The organism is Streptomyces sp. NPDC093225 (assembly GCF_044753805.1).
Taxonomy (GTDB): domain Bacteria; phylum Actinomycetota; class Actinomycetes; order Streptomycetales; family Streptomycetaceae; genus Streptomyces.
In genome coordinates, this window is record NZ_JBIVNX010000023.1 from 101,225 (window position 1) to 121,957 (window position 20,733).

General features: G+C 72.2%; 18 protein-coding genes. 13 read left to right on the forward strand and 5 right to left on the reverse strand.

Features of this window, described 5'->3' with window-relative positions; translation table 11 throughout:
• Positions 1–575: 575 nt before the first annotated feature.
• From ACIQCH_RS21740 to ACIQCH_RS21750, 3 genes are read left to right on the forward strand one after another with little or no spacing between them, the layout of a single operon-like run.
• Complete coding sequence (locus ACIQCH_RS21740; RefSeq protein WP_402583177.1) at positions 576–968, forward strand: hypothetical protein; 393 nt, start codon at positions 576–578, stop codon at positions 966–968.
• Positions 958–2,286, forward strand: a complete 1,329-nt coding sequence (locus ACIQCH_RS21745; RefSeq protein WP_402583179.1) for an MAB_1171c family putative transporter — start codon at positions 958–960, stop codon at positions 2,284–2,286. The genes ACIQCH_RS21740 and ACIQCH_RS21745 overlap by 11 nt, the downstream gene beginning before the upstream one ends.
• Before the next feature lie 7 nt (positions 2,287–2,293).
• On the forward strand, positions 2,294–3,067 hold the full coding sequence (locus tag ACIQCH_RS21750) for an SDR family NAD(P)-dependent oxidoreductase (RefSeq protein ID WP_402583181.1): 774 nt from the start codon (positions 2,294–2,296) through the stop codon (positions 3,065–3,067).
• A 400-nt stretch (positions 3,068–3,467) separates the two neighbouring features.
• Here the strand turns inward: ACIQCH_RS21750 and ACIQCH_RS21755 are convergent, their stop codons facing one another.
• Positions 3,468–5,105 (reverse strand): ABC-F family ATP-binding cassette domain-containing protein, encoded by a 1,638-nt coding sequence (locus ACIQCH_RS21755; protein ID WP_402583183.1) that lies wholly within the window; start codon positions 5,103–5,105, stop codon positions 3,468–3,470.
• Positions 5,106–5,588: 483 nt separating this feature from the next.
• Here ACIQCH_RS21755 and ACIQCH_RS21760 point away from each other — a divergent pair, with 483 nt between their 5' ends.
• The gene (locus ACIQCH_RS21760) at positions 5,589–7,139 is read left to right on the forward strand and encodes a M1 family metallopeptidase (protein ID WP_402583185.1); all 1,551 of its coding nucleotides are present in this window, start codon (positions 5,589–5,591) and stop codon (positions 7,137–7,139) included.
• 30 nt (positions 7,140–7,169) lie between these two features.
• Here the strand turns inward: ACIQCH_RS21760 and ACIQCH_RS21765 are convergent, their stop codons facing one another.
• Positions 7,170–8,030 carry an oxygenase MpaB family protein gene (locus ACIQCH_RS21765; protein ID WP_402583187.1) on the reverse strand — a complete coding sequence of 287 codons (861 nt, stop codon included), beginning with the start codon at positions 8,028–8,030 and terminating at the stop codon, positions 7,170–7,172.
• Between the two features lie 150 nt (positions 8,031–8,180).
• Here ACIQCH_RS21765 and sph point away from each other — a divergent pair, with 150 nt between their 5' ends.
• Positions 8,181–9,173, forward strand: a complete 993-nt coding sequence (gene sph / locus ACIQCH_RS21770) for a sphingomyelin phosphodiesterase (RefSeq protein WP_402583189.1) — start codon at positions 8,181–8,183, stop codon at positions 9,171–9,173.
• A gap of 308 nt (positions 9,174–9,481) precedes the next feature.
• Positions 9,482–10,147 (forward strand): HAD family hydrolase, encoded by a 666-nt coding sequence (locus tag ACIQCH_RS21775; RefSeq protein ID WP_402583191.1) that lies wholly within the window; start codon positions 9,482–9,484, stop codon positions 10,145–10,147.
• Here ACIQCH_RS21775 and ACIQCH_RS21780 read toward each other — a convergent pair.
• Positions 10,128–11,354 carry a transcriptional regulator gene (locus ACIQCH_RS21780; protein ID WP_402583193.1) on the reverse strand — a complete coding sequence of 409 codons (1,227 nt, stop codon included), beginning with the start codon at positions 11,352–11,354 and terminating at the stop codon, positions 10,128–10,130. The genes ACIQCH_RS21775 and ACIQCH_RS21780 overlap by 20 nt on opposite strands.
• A 189-nt stretch (positions 11,355–11,543) precedes the next feature.
• Here ACIQCH_RS21780 and ACIQCH_RS21785 point away from each other — a divergent pair, with 189 nt between their 5' ends.
• The 6 genes from ACIQCH_RS21785 to galE (ACIQCH_RS21810) all read left to right on the forward strand — a co-directional run bounded on the left by ACIQCH_RS21785 (position 11,544) and on the right by galE (ACIQCH_RS21810) (position 15,563).
• Positions 11,544–11,744, forward strand: coding sequence for a hypothetical protein (locus ACIQCH_RS21785; protein ID WP_402583195.1), 201 nt, complete (start codon positions 11,544–11,546; stop codon positions 11,742–11,744).
• Between the two features lie 23 nt (positions 11,745–11,767).
• A complete protein-coding gene (locus ACIQCH_RS21790) occupies positions 11,768–11,998 on the forward strand; it encodes a hypothetical protein (RefSeq protein ID WP_402583197.1) in 231 nt (76 codons plus the stop codon).
• A 272-nt stretch (positions 11,999–12,270) separates the two neighbouring features.
• The gene (locus ACIQCH_RS21795) at positions 12,271–12,543 is read left to right on the forward strand and encodes a hypothetical protein (protein WP_402583199.1); all 273 of its coding nucleotides are present in this window, start codon (positions 12,271–12,273) and stop codon (positions 12,541–12,543) included.
• A gap of 1 nt (position 12,544) precedes the next feature.
• Entirely contained in the window at positions 12,545–13,444 is a 900-nt protein-coding gene (locus ACIQCH_RS21800; protein WP_402583201.1) for a formylglycine-generating enzyme family protein, read from the forward strand.
• The gene (gene galE / locus ACIQCH_RS21805) at positions 13,441–14,427 is read left to right on the forward strand and encodes a UDP-glucose 4-epimerase GalE (RefSeq protein ID WP_402583203.1); all 987 of its coding nucleotides are present in this window, start codon (positions 13,441–13,443) and stop codon (positions 14,425–14,427) included. The genes ACIQCH_RS21800 and galE (ACIQCH_RS21805) overlap by 4 nt, the downstream gene beginning before the upstream one ends.
• Before the next feature lie 134 nt (positions 14,428–14,561).
• Complete coding sequence (gene galE, locus ACIQCH_RS21810) at positions 14,562–15,563, forward strand: UDP-glucose 4-epimerase GalE (protein WP_402583205.1); 1,002 nt, start codon at positions 14,562–14,564, stop codon at positions 15,561–15,563.
• A gap of 244 nt (positions 15,564–15,807) precedes the next feature.
• On the opposite strand, the gene ACIQCH_RS21815 is transcribed toward galE (ACIQCH_RS21810), so the two are convergent.
• The gene (locus tag ACIQCH_RS21815; protein WP_402583207.1) at positions 15,808–17,625 is read right to left on the reverse strand and encodes an AMP-dependent synthetase/ligase; all 1,818 of its coding nucleotides are present in this window, start codon (positions 17,623–17,625) and stop codon (positions 15,808–15,810) included.
• 86 nt (positions 17,626–17,711) lie between these two features.
• Here ACIQCH_RS21815 and ACIQCH_RS21820 point away from each other — a divergent pair, with 86 nt between their 5' ends.
• Entirely contained in the window at positions 17,712–18,452 is a 741-nt protein-coding gene (locus ACIQCH_RS21820; protein WP_402583209.1) for a MerR family transcriptional regulator, read from the forward strand.
• Between the two features lie 86 nt (positions 18,453–18,538).
• Here ACIQCH_RS21820 and ACIQCH_RS21825 read toward each other — a convergent pair whose 3' ends face one another.
• Entirely contained in the window at positions 18,539–20,707 is a 2,169-nt protein-coding gene (locus ACIQCH_RS21825) for a 3-hydroxyacyl-CoA dehydrogenase NAD-binding domain-containing protein (protein ID WP_402583211.1), read from the reverse strand.
• Positions 20,708–20,733: the final 26 nt, after the last annotated feature.

Here is a 20,733-nt window from a genome sequence, read left to right on the forward strand (position 1 = left end):
CGCCCTCCTGGGGCTCCGCCCCAGACCCCGCGCCTCAAACGCCGGCGGGGCTGGGGGTTACGAGCCCCGACGAGGCTGCGGTGCGAGCCCCGACAAGGCCGGGGGTACCAGCCCCGACGAAGCCGGCGTGCCAGCCCCCGACGAGGCTGGGGGGCGAGCCCCGACAAGGCCGGGGTGCGAGCCCCGACGAAGCCGGCGTGCCAGCCCCGACGAGGCTGGGGGCGAGGCCGGCGGCCGGGCGGGGGCGGCGGGAAAGGGGTGCTGGTGGGGTGGCTGGAAGGGGACCCCGCGTCTTGCCAAGGGAGGCTCAAGATCTGTAGGCATGCGGGGAGGCCGTCCGTGACCCCCCGCGACGGCCACCCGGACCACCCCTGAGGACCGCACCCCCAGAGGCCACCTCGAAGGCTCAGGACGTCATGACACTTTCCCCCCATGCCTATAGACGGTGCCCGCGGAAGGGTTCGAAGAGGGAACACATGCCATACGGGCAAAACAAGCTGCGCAAACGCTGCGAAGCGATTCTCAGCCAACTGGATCTGTCGCATCCGTTTTCCATCGACGGACTGTGCGAGCGCGTGGCCGCGCGGCGCGGACGGCCCATCCGGCTCCACCCGCTGCCCAAGGAGGCGGCCGAGTCGGGAGTGTGCGGCCTCTGGGTCGGCACGGCCACCGTGGACTACGTGTTCTACGAGGCCCAGACCTCCCGCCTCCACCAGGAACACATCGTGCTGCACGAGTTGGGGCACATCCTCTTCGACCACAACTCCCTCGAGGGCCAGGACTCCGGCTCCGGCGACACGCCCGTGATCCTCGGCCGGACCAACTACACCACCCGGCAGGAGCAGGAAGCCGAGATGCTGGCCAGTCTGATCCGCATCGAGGCGGGCCTGGTGCCGGGCCGGGCGCCCGAAGGGACCCTGGAGAAGCTCGAGTCGGCCCTCGGTGTGCGGGTGCCCCATGGTGTGTGACATCGCCTCGGTGTGCGACCTGGTGAGGGCCGGCGACACCGTACTGGCCGCGGCACCGGCGGCCGCGGACGTCGTGTGGGCGGCCGCCGCCCCCGCCCCGCCGACCGGGATCGCGGCGGACGCCGCCGCGCTCGGCGACTGGCTGGCCGTTCCCAGCGTGGTCGTGCTCTGGCTCGCGGTCCTGTTGCGCGCCCCGTCGGCGGTACGGCAGCCCCAGCAGCGCGGGCTGCTGCTGGCCGTGGCCACGGCGGCGGCCGCGATGACCCTCAACCTGCCCGATCTCCTCGCGTACGCGGCGAAGTTCCCCGACTGGACGCACGCCGTGGGCCTGACCCGCAACCTGACGGGCGTGCTGTCCGCGGGCGCGGTGCTGTACTTCGTCGCCACCACGACCACCCGCGGCCGCGGCCTCCAGGTCGCCTCGTCCGTCATGACCGTGGCGTGGCTGGGGACCCTGGTGGCGCTGGACCTGCTCGCCCCGCCGCACTCGGTGCACGCGATGCCGCCCGGCGGCAGCCCGCTGCCGTCCCTCGCGTACTGGCTGACCCTGATGTCGGCGCACCTGGCCGCCAACACCGCCTGCGTGTACGTATGTTGGCGCTACGGCCGGCGCGCCGTCAGCCCCGGACTGAGCGCCGGACTGCGGCTGTTCGGGCTGGGAACCGCGCTGGCCGGGGTCTTCTGGTTCTGCTACCTGCTGAAGGCCGTCTTCGGCGTCACCGCCCAAATGCCGTACATGGCACTGCTGATGAACACGCACGGTCTGCTGCGGGCCGCCGCCATCCTCGTGCCGACGCTCTACACCGCGCGCCGCACGGTGGGCGACGTACGGACCGCCTGGCTGCTCTGGCCGCTGTGGCGCGAGCTCGTCGACGCGGTGCCGCACGTGGCGCTGCACAAGCCGCGCGCGACCCGGCTGGTCGAACTCCTGTGGCCCCCGATGACCCGCCGACTGCTCGTCTACCGCCGCGTGATCGAGACGCGGGACGCCATCCTGGTGCTGGGCGAGTACGTGGCCCCGGGCGTCCCGGAGCTGGCCCGCGCGTACGTCGCGCTGGCGGACCCGGGCGCGTACCCGCAGCCGGAGGCCGGCGAGCTGGCCTGCGTCATCACGGAGGCCGCGCGGGCCAAGGCGGCGGGGATGGAGCCGCGGCCGGGGACCTTCACCGCCGCCTCGATCGGCGGGCTCGGCACGGGTCGGGAGAGCGCCCCCGGTGGCCGTGACCTGGACGCCGAGAAACGTTTCCTCATAGAGGTGGCCGCGGCGCACGCCGCCCCGGTGACCCGCTCGTTCGATCCGCAGGCAAGCCGAAAGTGAACCGCCCGTGACCACTGTCCTCATCACCGGTGCCAGCTCCGGGCTCGGTGCCGCCTTCGCGCGCGGCTTCGCCGCCAAGGGCTGCGACCTCATCCTCGTCGCCCGCGACAAGGACCGCCTGGAGGCCGTCGCCGAACGGCTGCGCGCCGTGCGCGGGGTGGCGGTGGAGGTCCTGCCCGCGGACCTGCTCGACCCGGCGCAGTGCGACGCCGTGGCGGCGCGGCTCGCGGATCCGGCCCGGCCGGTGGACATGCTCGTCAACAACGCCGGCTTCGGGCTGCCGGCGCCGTTCCCGTACAGCCCGGTCGAGGACGAGGAGCGGATGCTGGAGCTGCTCGTCCGGGTGCCGCTGCGGCTCACGCACGCGGCGGTGCCGGGGATGCGGGAGCGCCGGCGGGGCGCGGTGCTCAACGTCTCGTCGGTGGCGGGGCTGCTGCCGACCGGCACGTACGGCGCCGCGAAGGCCTGGCTCACGGCCTTCAGCGAGTCGCTGCGGGTCGACCTGGCGCCGTACGGGGTGCGGGTGCTGGCGGTGGTGCCGGGGTTCACGCGCACGGAGTTCCAGGAGCGGGCCGGGATGGACGTCAGCGCGCTGCGGGACGCGCTGTGGCTGGAGCCCGAGGCGGTGGTCACGCGGGCGCTGCGGGACCTGGCGCTGGGGCGGCCGGTGAGCGTGACGGGGTGGCGGTACCGGGTGTACGCGCAGGCGGTGCGGCACCTGCCGCGGGGGGTGGTGGCGCGGCGCATGGCGCGGACGCGGCGGGCTCCGGGCGGGGTGTGAGGCCTCCGATCCCGCGAGGCGGTGCGGCCGGAGGCAGCAGCGGAGTCCGGGGAACGGGGCCGGGGAGGGGGCCGGGGGACGCTCGGTGGGTCCCGTGGTGTGTGGGTCCCCTCGGCGCTTGACAGGGGCGGCCTGCAGGCCCTGCGGCAGGCCCACCCCTGGGGCTTCGGGGCCTTCGGCCCTGGCCTGCGGCCACCCCAGGCCCGGGCCTACCTCCGGTCCAGCCTGCCACCCCTGTCAAGCGCCTCCCCCACACACCACGGGACGCTCTCGCTTCGTGGGGTGGGCGGAGGTACGTGCCCACGGCGTCCTGGGCCCGGCGTCGGGGGCCAGATCCCTGCGTCGGGGGCCAGGACGCGGCGCTCGTCAACCGGCACCGACGCCCGGCACCCGGCGCTCGTCAGAGTTCCGTGACCTTGCCCTCCGCCACCTCCAGGCGGCGGGTCGTGTGGACGGCGTCCAGCATGCGGCGGTCGTGGGTGACGAGGAGGAGCGTGCCCTCGTAGGCCGCCAGCGCGGACTCCAGCTGTTCGATCGCCGGCAGGTCGAGGTGGTTCGTCGGCTCGTCGAGGACGAGGAGGTTCACCCCGCGGCCCTGGAGCAGGGCGAGGGCGGCCCGGGTGCGCTCCCCGGGCGAGAGGGTGGCGGCCGGGCGGAGCACGTGGGCGGCCTTGAGGCCGAACTTGGCCAGCAGCGTGCGCACGTCCGCCGGCTCCATGTCGGGGACGGCGGCGCAGAAGGCGTCCAGCAGGCTCTCGTCGCCCAGGAACAGCCCGCGCGCCTGGTCCACCTCGCCCACCAGCACGCCGGAGCCCAGGGTGGCGTCACCGGAGTCCAGCGGGAGGCGCCCGAGGAGGGCCGCGAGCAGGGTGGACTTGCCGGCGCCGTTGGCGCCGGTGATCGCGACCCGGTCGGCCCAGTCGATCTGGAGGGTGGCGGGTCCGAAGCGGAAGTCGCCCCGCCGGACCTCGGCGTCGCGCAGGACGGCCACCACGGAGCCGGAGCGCGGGGCGGCGGCGATCTCCATCCGCAGCTCCCACTCCTTGCGCGGCTCCTCCACGACGTCCAGCCGTTCGATCGCGCGCTGGGTCTGGCGGGCCTTGGCTGCCTGCTTCTCGCTGGACTCGGAGCGGAGCTTGCGGCCGATCTTGTCGTTGTCGCTCGACTTGCGGCGGGCGTTGCGGACGCCCTTGTCCATCCAGTTGCGCTGCATCTGGGCGCGGTCCTCGAGCGCGGAGCGCTTGTCGGCGTACTCCTCGTAGTCCTCGCGGGCGTGCCGGCGGACGGTGGCGCGCTCCTCCAGGTACGCCTCGTACCCGCCGCCGTAGAGGTTGACCTGCTGCTGCGCGAGGTCGAGCTCGAGCACGCCGGTCACGGTGCGGGCCAGGAACTCGCGGTCGTGGCTGATCACGACGGTGCCGGCGCGCAGGCCCGTGACGAAGGCCTCCAGTCGCTCCAGGCCGTCGAGGTCGAGGTCGTTGGTCGGCTCGTCGAGCAGGAAGACGTCGTAGCGGGACAGGAGGAGGGAGGCGAGGCCGGCGCGGGCGGCCTGACCGCCGGAGAGCGCGGTCATCGGCAGGTCGAGGCCGACGGCGAGGCCGAGCGAGTCGGCCACCTCCTCGGCGCGCTCGTCGAGGTCGGCGCCACCGAGGTCGAGCCAGCGGTCGAGGGCCACGGCGTACGCGTCGTCGGCGCCCGGGGCGCCCTCGACGAGGGCGGCGGTGGCGGCGTCGAGGTCGGCCTGCGCGGCGGCCACGCCGGTGCGGCGGGCCAGGAAGGCGCGGACGCTCTCGCCGGGGCGGCGCTCGGGCTCCTGGGGGAGGTGGCCGACGTTGGCGGTGGGCGGGGAGAGCCGCACCTGGCCGTTCTCGGGGGTGTCGAGGCCCGCCAGGAGGCGGAGCAGCGTGGACTTGCCGGCGCCGTTGACGCCGACGAGGCCGATGACGTCCCCGGGTGCGACGACGAGGTCGAGGCCGGAGAAGAGCGAGCGCTCGCCGTGGCCGGCGGCGAGGTCCTTGGCGACGAGGGTTGCAGTCATGAGGGGGCCGATTCTATCGGCCGTCGGCCGGGGTGCCGGCGGTGTCCCCCCGCGGCCGGTGCCCACCGCCCCGTCCCGGCCGCGCCACACCCCCGCCGCCGCTCAGCCCTCGCTCATCCCCCACTCCCCTCCACCCCCGCCCCGCCCCGTCCCGCACCCACCCCATTCCGGTCGTTCTGCGGAGCCCCGCCGGGAGGGCCCGCCCGGCGGTCCGCGGCCTGATCGTGGCGGTCGTAGGGGGTGTCGTGTGCCCGTACGGGCCCCGCGGGGCGCTCTCACCGGGCTCCGACGGCGGGGGCGTGACGGCCGAATGGCGATCGTGTTGCAGCAGGGGCCATGGACATGACGTGGGGCGCGGCGCGTGAATACGGTCGGAGAGTCGATCACCAACGACGGTCCGGACCGGCCCCACCCCGCCACACATGGCCCCACCCCGCCCCCACGGCCACAACCCACGGCCCATCCCACCCCCTTGGAGCATTCGTGCACCGCAAAGTCCTCGTCCCGAGCGTGCTCGCCGCCTCCCTCCTGCTGGCGATCCCGGCATCGGCCGCGAGCTACGTACCCGGCGCCCCGGGCATCGGCGACTCGTACTACCCGGCCAGCGGCAACGGCGGATACGACGTGTCGCACTACGACTTGAGGCTGAAGTACCAGCCCAGGACCGACCTGCTGGAGGGCACGGCCACCCTCCTGCTGACCACGACGCAGGACCTGTCCCGCTTCGACCTCGACTTCGGGCTCAAGGTGAGCGAGGTGCGCGTCAACGGCGTCAAGGCCGCCTACGCGACCTCCGGCGCGTCGGAGCTTGAGGTCACCCCTGCCGCTCCGCTGCCCAAGGGCAAGGCCGTGACCGTCGTCGTCAAGTACGCGGGCAAGCCCTCGGAGTTCAAGGTGGACGGCTGGAGCGCGTGGGTGCGCACCCCGGACGGCGCGGTCGCCGCGCAGGAGCCGGACTCCGCGGTCTGGTGGTTCCCGAGCAACGACCACCCGCTCGACAAGGCCACGTTCGACGTGTCGGTCAGCGTCCCGGACGGCCTGCAGGCGATCAGCAACGGCGTGCTCCAGTCGCAGAGTTCGCGCGTGGGCTGGACCCGCTACAACTGGCGGTCCAACAAGCCGCAGGCGAGCTACCTGGCCACCCTCGCCATCGGCAAGTTCGACATCACCACGGACAAGACCTCCGACGGCCTGCCCGTCCTGAACGCGTACAGCCCGGACCTGGGTGACAACGCGGGCGCCGCGCGCGCCAGCGTCGAGCGCACCACCGAGGTCGCCGAGTGGCTGACCGGGGTCTTCGGCCCGTACCCCTTCAACGCGATCGGCGGGTACGTGCCGAACGTGACCAGCGGCTTCGCGCTGGAGACGCAGACCCGGCCGTTCTACAGCCCGCGCCAGTTCGCGAACGGCGCCAACGTCTCCGTCGTGGTCCACGAACTGGCCCACCAGTGGTACGGCGACAGCGTGTCCGTGAACAACTGGAAGGACATCTGGGTCAACGAGGGCTTCGCCCGCTACGCGCAGTTCCTGTGGTCGGAGAAGGAGGGCGAGGGCACCGCGCAGGAGCTGGCGCGGTGGGCGTACGACCAGCACCCCGCGGACGACCCGTTCTGGCAGGTCAAGCCGGGTGACCCGGGTCCGGACAACCAGTTCCACGGCGCCGTGTACGACCGGGGCGCGATCGCGATCCAGGCGCTGCGCAACGCGGTCGGCGACGAGGTGTTCTTCCGGATCCTGAAGGGCTGGCCCGCGGAGCACGCGTACGGCAACGCCAAGGTGGGCGACTTCGTGAAGTACGCGGAGCGGATCTCGGGCAAGCCGCTGGCGGCGCTCTTCGACGACTGGCTGTTCACCCCGGGCAAGCCGGCCTTCGCCCCGCCGGCGAAGACCCGGCCGGGCACCAAGGCCACGGCGCCGGTGAACGCCAGGGGTCCGCGGACCTCGGCGGCCGCAGACCGCGCCGCGGCCGGCCCCCGGACCGAGCCGAAGTCGTGGAAGAAGATCGCAGCCACGGACACGATCCACGAGCGCTGACCGGCCGGGCCCCCGCCGCGCCGTCGCCCCTCAGCGGGCGGCGGCGCGGTGGCGCTGCCGGGCCTCGCGGGCTAGCGGGAGGTAGCGCAGCCGCTCGGGCAGGACGGGCACCACGGCGCGCACCACCCGGCAGAAGCGGCGCAGCCTGCGCTCCTGGGCGTCGGTCCACTCCAGCCCGATGGCCGCGCGCGCGTCGGGCGGCATCAGGCCGACGGTGACGAAGGCCCGGAAGCGCAGGAAGAGCCGGCGCAGGAGCGGCCAGGCGGCCCGTACCAGCAGCCGCACCGGCAGCGGACCGCCGGTTGGGGCGGGCAGCGGGACGTCGGTGGCGACCAACTCGCGGGCCACCGCGGTGGATTCGATCTCCTCCGCGAGCACCTTGCGGTAGTGCGGCCAGAACTCCTCGACGGTCTGCGGCATGTCGCGGTCGTGGATGCCGAGCACCCTGCCGACCTGGAGCCATTCGGCGTACAGGCACCGCTCCTGAGCCTTCGTCAGGGGGCGCCAGAGGTAGCCGAGCGCGTACGTGTAGACCGGGAAGCCGGTGGCGTGGATCCAGGAGTAGTACGCCGGCTCGAGGGCGTGGTAGCGGCGGCCGTGGGCGTCGACGCCCTGGATGTCGCGGTGCAGCCGGCGCACCCGGCGCCCCTCTTCGGCCGCGGCGTCGCCCCCGTACACCCACAGCTGGACGGAGCGCAGGGAGCGCTCGCCGCGCCCCCAGGGGTCGGTGCGGAAGACCGAGTGGGCGTCCACGCCGGCGGCCACGGCCGGGTGGGCGACCTGCATCGTGAACGCGGCGGGCAGCATCAGCAGGGCGCGGACCTCGCCCGCGACGGTCCACAGCACGCCGCCGGGCGGGGGCGGCGGGGGGTCGGTCCGACTCGTGTCCATGCCCCCAGTATCCGCCGTGAGGGCGGTCCCACCTGCTCGTCCCGGGCCGTCAAGATTCCCGGTGCATGGGTGTTACCCGAAGGTAACTGCGGCTGCTTTGATGGCCGGGCACTGCCACCCCACAGGATTCTTCGGGAAACAGGAGACTTCATGGCGCCCTTCAAGCACCGCCGCACGCAGGCCGCTGCCGCGGCCGTCGCGGCCCTGGCCGCTGCCGCGCTCACCGCCACCACCGCGCCCGCCGCCTCGGCCGCGGAGACGGACACGGCGGCGCCGCGGCTCGGCGTGCTGACGTACAACGTGTTCCTGATGAGCAAGAGCCTCTACCCCAACTGGGGCCAGGACCACCGCGCCGCGGAGATACCGAAGACGTCGTTCTTCAAGGGCCAGGACGTGGTCGTGCTGCAGGAGGCGTTCGACAACGGCGCCTCCGACGCGCTCAAGTCCAACGCGGCCGCCGAGTACCCGTACCAGACCCCGGTCGTGGGCCGCTCCAAGTCCGGCTGGGACGCCACCAGCGGCTCGTACTCCTCGACCACCCCCGAGGACGGCGGCGTCACGATCCTCAGCAAGTGGCCGATCGTGCGCAAGGAGCAGTACGTCTACAAGGACGCGTGCGGCGCCGACTGGTGGTCCAACAAGGGCTTCGCGTACGTCGTCCTGAACGTCAACGGCACCAGGGTCCACGTCGTCGGCACCCACGCGCAGTCCACCGACCCGGGCTGCGGCGCGGGTGAGGCGGCTCAGATGCGCAGCCGCCAGTTCAAGGCGATCGACGCCTTCCTCGACGCCAAGAACATCCCGGCGGGCGAGGAGGTGCTTGTGGCCGGCGACATGAACGTGGACTCGCGCACCCCCGAGTACGCCTCCATGCTGGCCGACGCGGGCCTGGTCGGCGCCGACAGCCGCACCGGGCACCCGTACTCCTTCGACACGCAGGACAACTCGATCGCGAACTACCGCTACCCGACGGACCCGCGCGAGGACCTCGACTACGTCCTGCACCGGGCCGGCCACGTCCGCCCGGCGGGCTGGAACAACAACGTGGTCAAGGAGCAGAGCGCGCCCTGGACCGTGTCCAGCTGGGGCAAGGACTACACCTACAGCAACCTGTCGGACCACTACCCGTTGACCGCGCGCTGACGCAGCACACCGTGCAGGGCAAGGGCTGAAGGGCAAGGAACGGGGCGAGGGCGGAGGGGCCGGCCGGGATCCACGGCAGCGCTGGGGAGCTGCGCAAGGACGTCGACAACCACGAGACCCGGCTCCGGGCGCTGGAGCGGGCTCGTTGCCCCCTGCCGACCATCGGGTCCTTGCCGGTCTCGGTGGAGCCGTGACGGGCGCCCTCGCGCTCGTCGCCCGGTAGAACGACGCCGGGCCGGCCACGCCCCCTCGCAGCCCATCAACGGGGAGGAGCGTGGTCGTGTACGCGGGCGCCATAGGGTGACCGCATGACGATTCGCGCTGTGGTCTTCGATGTCGGTGAGTGCCTGGTCGACGAGACCCGGGAGTACGGCACGTGGGCGGACTGGCTCGGCGTTCCACGGCACACGTTCGCGGCGATGTTCGGGGCGGTCGTCGCCCAGGGCCGCGACTACCGCGAGACCTTCCAAGAGTTCCAGCCCGGGTTCGACCTCACCGCCCAGCGGGCGGCCCGTGCCGAGGCTGGCCAGCCGGAGTGGTTCGGCGAGGACGACCTCTACCCTGACGTCCGGCCCGCGCTGGCGGCCCTGCGGGCGTCCGGCCTGTGGCTGGGGATCGCGGGCAACCAGACGGTGCGTGCCGGTGGGCTGCTGCGCGAGCTGTTCACCGGCGACGTCGACCTGATCGGCACCTCAGACGACTGGGGCGCCAGCAAGCCCGATCTCGCCTTCTTCGAGCGGGTCGCCGCGGTCGTGCCGTACAGCAACGACGAGATCCTCTACGTCGGCGACCGCGTCGACAACGACCTCCGCCCTGGGGCGGCAGCCGGCATGCACACGGCTCTGATCCGCCGGGGCCCGTGGGCGACGATCCAGTGGAACACCCCCGAGGCACTCAAGCTGCCGACGTTCCGGGTCGAGAGCCTCGAAGAGCTGCCCGCCCGGATCGTCGAGTTCAACTCGCGAGTGCGCTGACCACCGGCCCCCAGCCGTACAGCCTGTCGTCGAGGTCGCGCACGTAGTGCTCGTGCTGCCACGGGGTGAGGGCGCGCCGCACATCGCGGATGCGTTCCATCCCCGTGGCGTACCAGTGCCGCTCGAGCACGCCGAGGGCGCGGGAGGCGTACTCGGCCGCAGCCTCCGGGTTCCCGGCGGCCGCCTCGACGGCGCCGAGGTCGCCCAGGATGACGGTCCGCTGCTTCTCTGCGTCGGCCGGGAGGTCTTCGAGGACGCGGAGCAGCGTCTCGCGGGCCTGCGGAAGATGGCCGGCGGCCAACTGGGTGTTGCCCTTGAACGCCTGCAGGCGAACGGGGGTGAACCAGTCCATCCATTCGGGGTTGGCGTGCGGTCCCCCGGCGGTGAGTACGTCCTCGCCGTGGGCGAGGAGGTTCAACGCGGTGCGGGTATTGCCGCAGCGGGTCTCGCACTCGGCCTCGACGGCGTCGAGCCACGCCAGGAACTCGGGGCTGGCCGGTGCGCGACGGGCATACGTCCGGGCCGCGATCATCCGCTCCGCTGCAGCGGGCTGATCCCCGGCCCAACCGGGCCCGAACGCCATGTGCGCGAGGACCGCGGACCCCATCAGCGGGTCGTCGGCCTCGCCGGCTGCCTGGAGTGCGCGGACCCAGGTGTCGTGCGCCCGAGGGTGGACCTGCTGGTCGAAGAACTCTATCCGTCCGGCGAGGAGATGGGTCTCGGCGAGGGCACCGGCCAGGGCCTGGCGGGTGTTCCCCGCGGTGGCCGGGAGTAGGGCCTCGCCGAGGTCGGCGTGGGCCGTCACGGCGGGGTGCAGGGTGGCGGGGGCGACGTTCCAGTACAGCCGCCGGTGTGAGCGGGTGACTGCCATGTACTCGGCGGCCGTGGCCGGGGGCTGCATGGTGCTGGAGGTGCGCACGGCGCTGCGGTTGGGCGGGGCGAGGTAGCCCGGCGGCGGCCCGGGTTCCACGACGCCGGTGGGTGGGGTGAAGCCGAGCGCCTCCATGTCCATGCCGAGCAGCTGCTGCAGGGCCTGACGGGCGTCGGGGTAGGGCCAGGGCGGGGTGTCGGACTCCCACCTCTGGATTTGCTTGAGGCCGACGGTGACGCCTACGCGCGCGAGGGCCTCGACGAGTTCCTGTTGGGAGCGGTAGCCGGCGGCGGTGCGCGCCGCGCGGAGCCGGGGGTTGCCGGTGGTGCGTGCCATGCAGCCCTCCTGGGGTGTGCGTTTCCGCCACTGTCTCAGGAAGTCTCAACTGAGGCGAGACTTCACCGAGATGGACCCTCAGAGGTCGCATTCTGCGTCGCAAGAAGTCCCAGCGAAGTCCTTTCTATGAGACTTCTTCGGGCCCACTCTTGGCTCACCATCCGCTGCCGACGGTAGGGAGCCCCGGGCATGGACGCCGACTGGACACTCCTGTCCCTCAACCACGTTGACCACATCCTCCTCGGCCGTCGCGTCGTCGACACGCGGTCGATGCGCGAGGGCGAGCTCCGGGCCGTGGTCGTCGAGAACGGCCGGGAGGTGGGCTACGCCCTCGGTGAGGACCACCGCGAGTTCGACGTTCCGATGAAGCACATGCGGGCGGCGTCGTGAGCGGCTGGCGCAGTCTTGCTCAGATGGAAACCGAGGCAGCCAACCTGCTCGTGACGGGCCTCGGCCTGGACGTCCAGCCCTCGCTCCTCCACCCCGGGGGCGTCTGCCGGCGTACGACGCTGCGCTGCCCGATGTGCTCCCAGGAGGTGCCCATGGTCCAGCGCCTCGGGACGACCGTGTCTGACTGCCGGAAGTGCGAAGGCGGGGTTGGCTTCCTGCACGACCCCTCACGCTGCTGGCAGCGAATCCACTGAGGAACCCGTGTGCATCCGCTGCTACTGCCAGCGAGTCATCCGCGGCGAGGCAAGGGAGATCAGTCCCGACTCCGCCTCGGGCGCCCGTCCGGACCAGTATGCGCACAGGCCGGGTGACCCGAGGTGCCGTCCGATCACGGACAAGGATCCCGCGGATCTCCACTGACCCCGGCCTCCCACCGTCGCGCCGATCGGGAACACCGGGCGACACCCGCCCCGGCCGCGGCTACGACGCCAACCCTGCACCACCAACCGACTCCGATTGGACTGCCGTGCCGTACGTACAGGTACCCCAGGCGTGGACCCTGGAGACCGGCGGCAACAAGACCGTGCCGGTCACCGCTGCCAACGTCATGGAGGCCCTCGCTAGCCTTGCAGATCTCTTCCCGCCCGTCCGCAAGCGGCTGTTCACCGAACGCGACTCCGTCGCGAGCTGGGTCACGGTCTCTCTCGGCGGTGAGCTGATCCCCGGCAAGAGCGCCGCGGAGACCGCCATCGGTGAAGACGCCACCGTGATGGTCATCCCAGCCATGGCAGGGGGCTGAAATGACAACGCCGACGCCCCCGTCGATGCTCGTGGTCCCGGCCGGCTGCCTCCGGCGCGGCACGACCACACGGCAGCTTGACCGCATCGCCGACGAGCAACACCTGCCCCGCGCCTGGTTCGAGGACGAGGCGCCGCGGACAGTGATCGAGTTGCCTGCCTTCCGGATCAGTCGCACTCTCGTCACCAACGCCCAATATGCCGCGTTCGCCGAGGCCACCGGGTTCCGCACCCACGCCGAGGAACGCGGCTTCGGTCTCGTGTACGGCGAGCGGTTCTGGGACGAGACCGAAGGTGCGTGCTGGCGGTACCCGGCCGGCCCGGTGGGGCCGTGTTGGTGGGACATGCCGGACCACCCCGCAGTGCACCTGTGCGCCACCGACGCCGACGCCTACGCCGCTTGGGCAGGCCTGCGTCTGCCGACCGAGGCCGAGTGGGAGTACGCCGCGCGCGGCCCGCAGGCCTACGAATGGCCATGGGGCGACGTGTTCGACGTCGACGCCTGCAACAGCGCCGAGTACTGGAACCGCGGCCCGATCACCGCGAGCGACGGCTGGAAGGACTGGTGGCAGCGGCACCGCAAGGGCAGCGAGACCGTCCTGCCCTCCACCACGCCGGTCGCCGCATTCCCCTCCGGGGCCTCACCGTTCGGCGTGCTCGACATGGCAGGGAACGCCCTGGAGTGGACAGCGAGCCTGTACCAGCCGTACGACCCGGACCGCTCGTACGGCGAGCTGTACGACCAGCTCGCCGGCCTGTACCGGGTCGCCCGGGGCGGCAGCTGGATGAACTTCCGCTACCAGTGCCGGACAGCCGAACGCCTTGCCGGTAACCCCCAGTACAGCAACTTCCAGACCGGATTCCGATGCGCCAGCAACCACGACGAGGCAGGCGAAGCATGAAGGTCTTGATCACTGGCGGCGCGGGTTACGTCGGCTCGACCATCGCCTCGGCCTGCATCGACAACGGCATCACCCCGATCATCCTCGACAACCTGGCCACCGGTCGCGTGGAGTTCCTCAACCACCGCCAGGCGTACCAGGGCGACATCGCCGACGGGGCCCTCATCGACCGGATCGCGGACGATCATCCCGACCTGTACGCAGTGATCCACTGCGCGGCCCTCAGCACCGTGCCCGAGTCGACCACCGATCCGCTCCTGTACTACCGCGAGAACCTGGTCGGCACAATCTCCCTCGTTGGGCACCTGCTCCGAAACGACTGCCAGCGCATGCTGTTCGCCTCGTCGGCCGCCGTCTACGGGCCAACCACAGCCACCGTGCCGGAGTCGGCCACCCTCGACCCGATCAGCCCGTACGGACGCACCAAGGCCGCGTGCGAGGCGTTCCTGAAGGACACCGCCGAGGCCACGGGCCTGTCCGCCATCGCCATGCGCTACGCCAACCCGATCGGCACCGACCCCCACCTCCGCACCGGCCTCCAGGCCGACAGGCCCACGCACCTCCTCGGTCGGCTCATCGCCGCCGCGGAGGACGGCGCACCGTTCACCCTCATGGGTACTGACTGGCCGACCCGGGACGGCTCCGGCCTGCGCGACTTCATCCACGTGTGGGACCTCGCTGCCGCCCACGTGGCCGCGCTCCGACGCTTCGACGCGGTCACCGCTGATGCCTCATACCAGGCACTGAACATCTCCAGCGGCACCGGCACCACGGTGCGCGAACTCGCACACGCCTTCCAGGCGGCAACCGGACACACCATCCACCTCAAGGAGGCGCCGGCGCGCCCGGGCGACGTGGCCGGCTTCACGATGGACAACGCCCGCGCCACCGACCTCCTCGGCTGGTCGCCCTCGCTGACCGTTGCGCAGGCCATCCACCACGCAATGGAGTGGCGACCCGTACGCGCGCACCTGCTGCCCTGAGGCACCATGCCGGCAGCACCCACGGGCGGCGCAGCTGCTGCGCCGCCCTCGGCCCGTGCCGGAACGGCCCGGGGACGATACCGACGACCCGGTTGAACTGACAGCACCCGAACCTACGAACGAGGAACAGACCCTTGAAGGTACTCATCGCGGGGGGCGCCGGCTTCATCGGCAGCACCATCGCCTCCGCCTGCACGGACAACGGCATCACTCCCGTCGTCCTCGACAACCTCGCCACAGGCCGCCGCGAGTTCACCGCCGGCCGCATCTTCTACGAGGGCGACATCAGCGACGGGGCACTGATCGACCAGGTCTTCACCGAGCACCCCGACATCACGGCCGCGGTCGACTGCGCCGCGCTGATCGTCGTGCCCGACTCCGTCGCCAACCCGCTGGGCTACTACCGCGAGAACGTCTCCAAGGGCGTCGAGTTCCTCGAGCACCTGGTCCGGAACGGCTGCCGAAACCTCCTGTTCAGCAGTTCGGCCTCTATCTACCACGCGGACCCATCGGACTTCTCCGTCGACGAGGAATCCGCCCTCGAGACCCTCAGCCCGTACGCCCGTACCAAGGCAACGTTCGAGACGATCCTGCGCGACGTTGCCGCGGCCGGAACACTCAACGTGATCTCCCTGCGCTACTTCAACCCGATCGGCGCCGACCCCCGGCTTCGCACCGGTCTCCAGGTCCGCACGCCCACGCACGCCCTCGGCAAGATGATCGACGTGCACCACGCGGGCGAGCCGTTCTCCATCACCGGGACCGACTACCCCACCCGCGACGGGTCCGGCGTCCGTGACTACGTCCACGTCTGGGACCTCGCGTCAGCGCACGTCAAGGCCATCGAACGGTTCGACGCCGTGACCCGCTCCGCCCCGTACCGCGTCATCAACCTGGGCACCGGCCGCGGGACCACCGTGCGCGAACTGGTCGCCGCGTTCGAGACCGTCACAGGAGTGCCCTTGACCATCGTCGAGACCGGCCGCCGGCCCGGAGACTCCGCCGGCGCCTACGCGCGCGTGGACCTCGCCCGCGAGCTCCTCGGCTGGAAGGCCGAGTACTCCATCGAGGACGGCATCCGGGACTCGCTGCGCTGGTACGACAAGCGCGACTCCGTGATGGGCGCCGGCGAGTAGCGAGCCTCGCCCGGGGGCGTACACCGGCTGCGATCCTCGGGCCCCGGCCTGCACGGCCGGGGCCTCATCCCTCCGAGCCCTCAACCTCTCGGACGAGGTGCGCAAGAGGTACGCCGACCTCGCGCGCGAGGCGTACCCAGAGGCCCAGTCGAACATCGCTCGCGCTTCCCTCAAGGCGCACTACGGTCTTCCGATCGCGTGAGCGGAGGGGCCGGCCGGGAAGCGTCCGGCCGGCCATTCCGCGTCACTCGTACAGCGCGTCGAGGGCGTCCGCGTACACGTCCCTGATGACCCGGCGGCGCAGCTTCAGCGACGGGGTGAGCTCCCCGGTCTCGGGGCCCCATTCCTCGGTGAGGAGCCGGTAGCGCTTGATCTGCTCGGTGCGGTTGAGCCGCGCGTTGGCGGCCGCGACGGCCCGCTCGACCTCGTCGCGCACGGCCGGGTGGGCGGCCAGCTCCGCCAGGTCGTGGGCCCGGATGCCGCGGGCGGCGGCCCAGGCGGGGGCCAGCTCGGGGTCGAGGACGAGCAGGGCGACGAGGTACGAGCGGCCGTCGCCGTGCGCGAACGCCTGCCCGATGAGCGGGTGTTCCTTGAGGGTGTTCTCGACCAGGGCGGGCGAGACGTTCTTGCCGTTGGACGTGATGATGAGTTCCTTCTTGCGGTCGGTGAGCCACAGGAACCCGTCGTCGTCGATCCGGCCCACGTCCCCGGTCGGGAACCAGCCGTCCGCGTCGGTCGCGCCCTCCAGGCCGCCGTCGGGCCGCAGGTAGCCGGCGAAGACCGTGGCGCCGCGGGCCAGGATCTCGCCGTCCTCGGCGACGCGCAGCTCCAGCCCCTCGATGGGCGTGCCCACGGACCCGAGCCGGAAGCCGTCCGGACTGTTGACGGTGCAGACGCCGGAGGTCTCGGTGAGACCCCACGCGTCCATGATCGTGATGCCGAAGCCCGACCAGAAGCGGACGACGTCCAGCGGCATGGGCGCGGTGGCGCTGGCCGTCCACACCAGCCGGTCCAGTCCGGCCAGCGTGAGCAGCGGGACCAGTACGCGCTCGCGGGCCTCGGTGTACGAGGCGGCCAGCTCCGCCGGCACCTCCTCGCCCCGCTCGCGGTGCCCGGCGTGCGTCCGGCCGAGCGCGGTGGCGGCCTCCACGGCCTCCTGCTGCGCCGCCGGCAGCTGGGTCAGCGCGGCGCGCAGGCCGGCGGCGAGCTTCTCCCAGACCCGCGGGACGCCGAAGAACTGGACGGGGCGCAGCTCGCGCACCGCCGCGGCCACGGCGGTCGGGTCGGCGCACAACCGGACGTGTGCGGCCCGCAGCAGCGGCAGGTAGATGCCCAGGATCCGTTCGGCGATGTGCGCGAAGGGCAGGTAGCAGACGTGTTCGGCGTGCTCGGGCAGGTCGGTGCGGCGGTCCAGCCGTACGGACTGCAGGAGGATGTTGCGGTGGGTCAGCCGGACGCCCTTGGGGTCGCCGGTGGTGCCGGAGGTGTAGACGACGGTCAGCGGGTCCTCGGGGCACAGGTCGCGCCAGGCCTTCTCGAAGGCGTCCGTGCCCTGGTACGAGCGGGCGCCGGCCGCGTGCACGGCCCCGTACGTGCGGTGCGGGCCGGCCTCGGCGGCCTCGGCCACCACCAGCCGTTCCAGCGGGGTGTCCGGGGCGTCCAGCAGCGGTTCCCAGCGGGGCAGTTCGCGGGCGCCCTCGACGACGGCGAGGCGGGCGCGGCTGTGGCGGGCGATGTGGGCGATCTGCTCGGGCGCGGAGGTGCCGTAGACGGTGACGGGGACGGCGCCGAGGTGGACCAGGGCGAGGTCGGTGAGCCAGTGCTCGGGGCGGTTGCCCATCATCATCAGGACGTGCTCGCCGCGCCGGACGCCGAGGGCGGCGTACCCGGAGGCGAGGACCGCGACCTCACGGCGTACGTCTGCCCAGGTCAGGGTGGTCCAGCCGGGGCCCTCGCGCCAGGAGAGGGCGGGGAGGGCGCCGTGGTCCTCGGCGTTGCGGTGCAGGAGGGCGGGGAGGGTCAGGGCGTCGGGTCGTCCGGGCAGTACCAGGTTCGTCGTCATGGCAGCAGCTCCTGGGCGTTTCACATCGTTGGTGCGACAGCAATACTGTTGAACCCAAGCCGTGGATCAGAGAGCGAGGCGGAACGATGAACACCCCGGCAGCAGCCGAGCCCGCGCTCACCGTCGACGAACTGGCGGCCAAGGCGGGGGTGACCGTTCGCACCGTACGTTTCTACAGCACGCGCGGGCTTTTGCCCCCTCCCGTGATCGGACCGCGCAGGGTCGGGCACTACGGGCCCGAGCACCTGTCCCGGCTGGCGCTGATCGAGGAGCTCCAGCACCAGGGCATGACCCTGTCGGCGATCGAGCGGTACCTGGACGCGCTGCCGGACGATCTGAGCCCGCACGACCTGGCGATCCACCGTGCGCTGGTGTCGAGTTGGGCGCCCGACGCGGCCGAGCAGCTGGACCGGCCGGAGCTGGAGAGGCGGGCCGGCCGGGCGCTGTCCGACACGGACGTGCGGCGGCTGGCGGCGATGAACGTGCTGGCGCCGGCGGGCGACGGGTACCGGGTGGAGCTGGGGCTGCTGCGGCTCGGGGTGGCCCTGCTGGACGTGCCGATCACGCACGGGACGATCCTGGCCGCCCGGCGGGTGCTGCTGGAGCACGCCCGGTCGGCGGCGCACGAGTTGACGCGGCTGTTCCGGGACGAGGTGTGGAGCCCCTTCACGGCGGGCGAGGACGACCCGGAGCAGGTGGAGGCGATGAAGTCCCTGTCGGCCCACATGCAGCCGATGGTCGTGCAGGCCCTGGTCACCGCCTTCCAACGCTCGCTGCGCGAGGAACTCCGCGCGGCCTTCACCCCGGCGGACCCGGCGGCGCGTTGAGGCCTCCGCCCCTGTCGGCGGCGAACGCCGACGCGCCGCCGACCCGTCGGGGTCGGCGGCGCGTCGGAGTGCCGGGGGCCGGGCCGTCAGTCGGTGAAGGTCTCGCCGGACTCGGCCTTGGCGATCAGGAGGGCCGGCGGGTTGAAGCGCTCGCCGTAGGCCGCGGCCAGTTCGCGGGCGCGGGCGGTGAAGCCGGCGACGCCGCCCTCGTAGCCGTTGATGTATTGGATCACGCCGCCGGTCCAGGCCGGGAAGCCGATGCCCATGATGGAGCCGATGTTGGCGTCGGCCACGGACGTCAGGACGCCCTCCTCGAAGCAGCGGACGGTGTCCAGCGCCTCGGCGAAGAGCATGCGCTCCTTCATGTCCTCGAACGGGATCTCGTAGCCCGGCTTGGCGAAGTGCTCGCGCAGGCCCGGCCACAGCCGGTCGCGCTTGCCGTCGACGTACTCGTAGAAGCCGGCGCCGCCGCTGCGGCCGGGGCGGTCGAAGTCGTCGACCATGCGGTCGATGACCCGGTCGGCGGGGTGCTCGGTCCACGTGCCGCCGGCGGCCTCGACGGCCTTGCGGGACTCGTTGCGGATCTTGCGCGGCAGGGTCAGCGTCAGCTCGTCCATCAGGGACAGCACCTTGGCCGGGTAGCCGGCCTGGGCCGCGGCCTGCTCGATGGACGCGGGTTCGATGCCCTCGCCGAGCATGGCGACGCCCTCGTTGATGAACTGGCCGATCACGCGGGAGGTGAAGAAGCCGCGGGAGTCGTTCACCACGATCGGGGTCTTGTTGATCTGGCGGACCAGGTCGAAGGCGCGGGCCAGGGCCTCGTCGCCGGTGCGCTCGCCCTTGATGATCTCGACGAGCGGCATCTTGTCGACCGGCGAGAAGAAGTGCAGGCCGATGAAGTCCGCCTGCCGGGAGACGCCCTCGGCGAGGGTGGTGATCGGCAGCGTGGAGGTGTTGGAGCACAGCAGCGCGTCGGGGGCGACGACGTCCTGGATCTCCTGGAACACCTTGTGCTTGAGCGCGGTGTCCTCGAAGACGGCCTCGATCACCGCGTCGCAGCCGGCCAGGTCGGCCGCGTCACCGGTCGGGGTGATCCGGGCCAGCAGTTCGGCACGCTTGGCCTCGGTGGTGCGGCCGCGGGAGAGCGCCTTGTCCAGCAGCTTCTCGGAGTACGCCTTGCCCTTGGCGGCGGCCTCGGTGCTGACGTCCTTCAGGACCACCTCGATCCCGGCCTTCGCGCACGAGTAGGCGATGCCGGCGCCCATCATGCCCGCGCCGAGGACGGCGACCTTGGTCACCTTGCGGGGCTCGACGCCCTTGGGGCGGGACTGGCCGGAGTTGACGGCCTGCAGGTCGAAGAAGAACGCCTGGATCATGTTCTTCGCGGTCTGGCCGGTGACCAGCTCGGTGAAGTAGCGGGCCTCGATGGTCAGGGCGGTCTCGAAGTCGACCTGGGTGCCCTCGACGGCGCAGGCGAGGATGTTGCGCGGGGCCGGGTACGGGGCGCCGTTCAGCTGCTTCTTGAGGTTGGCCGGGAAGGCCGGCAGGTTGGCGGCGAACTTCGGGTTCGACGGCGTACCGCCCGGGATCCGGTAGCCGGGGACGTCCCAGGGCTGCTTGGACTCGGGGTGGGCGTCGATGAAGGCGCGGGCCTTGGCGAGCATCTCCTCGGGGGTCGCGGCCAGTTCGTGGACCAGGCCGTTGTCCAGCGCCCGCTGCGGGTTGTACTGGGTGCCCTGGAGCAGCACCTTGAGCAGGGCGTCGGCGATGCCCATGAGGCGTACGGTGCGGGTGACGCCGCCGCCGGCCGGCAGCAGGCCGAGGGTGACCTCGGGCAGGCCGATCTTCGAACCGGGGGCGTCGAGGGCGACGCGGTGGTGGCAGGCCAGGGCGATCTCGTAACCGCCGCCCAGGGCGGCGCCGTTGATGGCGGCGACCACCGGGACGCCGAGGGTCTCGATGCGGCGCAGCGAGCGCTTGATGGCGGTGCCGGTGTCGAAGGCCAGCTGGGCGTGCTCCGGACCGAGGCGGATCATGTCCTTGAGGTCGCCGCCGGCGAAGAAGGTCTTCTTCGCCGAGGTGAAGACGATGCCGCGGATGGAGTCCTTCTCGGCCTCGGCGCGGTCGGCGATGGCCGCGATGGAGTCCTTGAAGGCCTGGTTCATGGTGTTGGCGGACTGGTTGGGGTCGTCCATGACGAGGGTGACGACGCCGGTCTCGTCCTGTTCCCAGCGGATCGTGGTGGACTCGCTCATGTTCTCAACTTCCGTGTCGGTGGCGT

Coding starts and splice junctions, on each gene's coding strand:
- ACIQCH_RS21755 (WP_402583183.1), bottom strand. CDS start 5,105: ATGACTGCAACCCTCGTCGCCAAGGACCTCGCCGCCGGCCACGGCGAG.
- ACIQCH_RS21820 (WP_402583209.1), top strand. CDS start 17,712: ATGAACACCCCGGCAGCAGCCGAGCCCGCGCTCACCGTCGACGAACTG.
- ACIQCH_RS21780 (WP_402583193.1), bottom strand. CDS start 11,354: ATGGCACGCACCACCGGCAACCCCCGGCTCCGCGCGGCGCGCACCGCC.
- ACIQCH_RS21815 (WP_402583207.1), bottom strand. CDS start 17,625: ATGACGACGAACCTGGTACTGCCCGGACGACCCGACGCCCTGACCCTC.
- ACIQCH_RS21765 (WP_402583187.1), bottom strand. CDS start 8,030: ATGGACACGAGTCGGACCGACCCCCCGCCGCCCCCGCCCGGCGGCGTG.
- galE (WP_402583203.1), top strand. CDS start 13,441: ATGAAGGTCTTGATCACTGGCGGCGCGGGTTACGTCGGCTCGACCATC.
- ACIQCH_RS21800 (WP_402583201.1), top strand. CDS start 12,545: ATGACAACGCCGACGCCCCCGTCGATGCTCGTGGTCCCGGCCGGCTGC.
- ACIQCH_RS21790 (WP_402583197.1), top strand. CDS start 11,768: ATGGAAACCGAGGCAGCCAACCTGCTCGTGACGGGCCTCGGCCTGGAC.
- ACIQCH_RS21825 (WP_402583211.1), bottom strand. CDS start 20,707: ATGAGCGAGTCCACCACGATCCGCTGGGAACAGGACGAGACCGGCGTC.
- sph (WP_402583189.1), top strand. CDS start 8,181: ATGGCGCCCTTCAAGCACCGCCGCACGCAGGCCGCTGCCGCGGCCGTC.
- ACIQCH_RS21745 (WP_402583179.1), top strand. CDS start 958: ATGGTGTGTGACATCGCCTCGGTGTGCGACCTGGTGAGGGCCGGCGAC.
- ACIQCH_RS21785 (WP_402583195.1), top strand. CDS start 11,544: ATGGACGCCGACTGGACACTCCTGTCCCTCAACCACGTTGACCACATC.
- ACIQCH_RS21775 (WP_402583191.1), top strand. CDS start 9,482: ATGACGATTCGCGCTGTGGTCTTCGATGTCGGTGAGTGCCTGGTCGAC.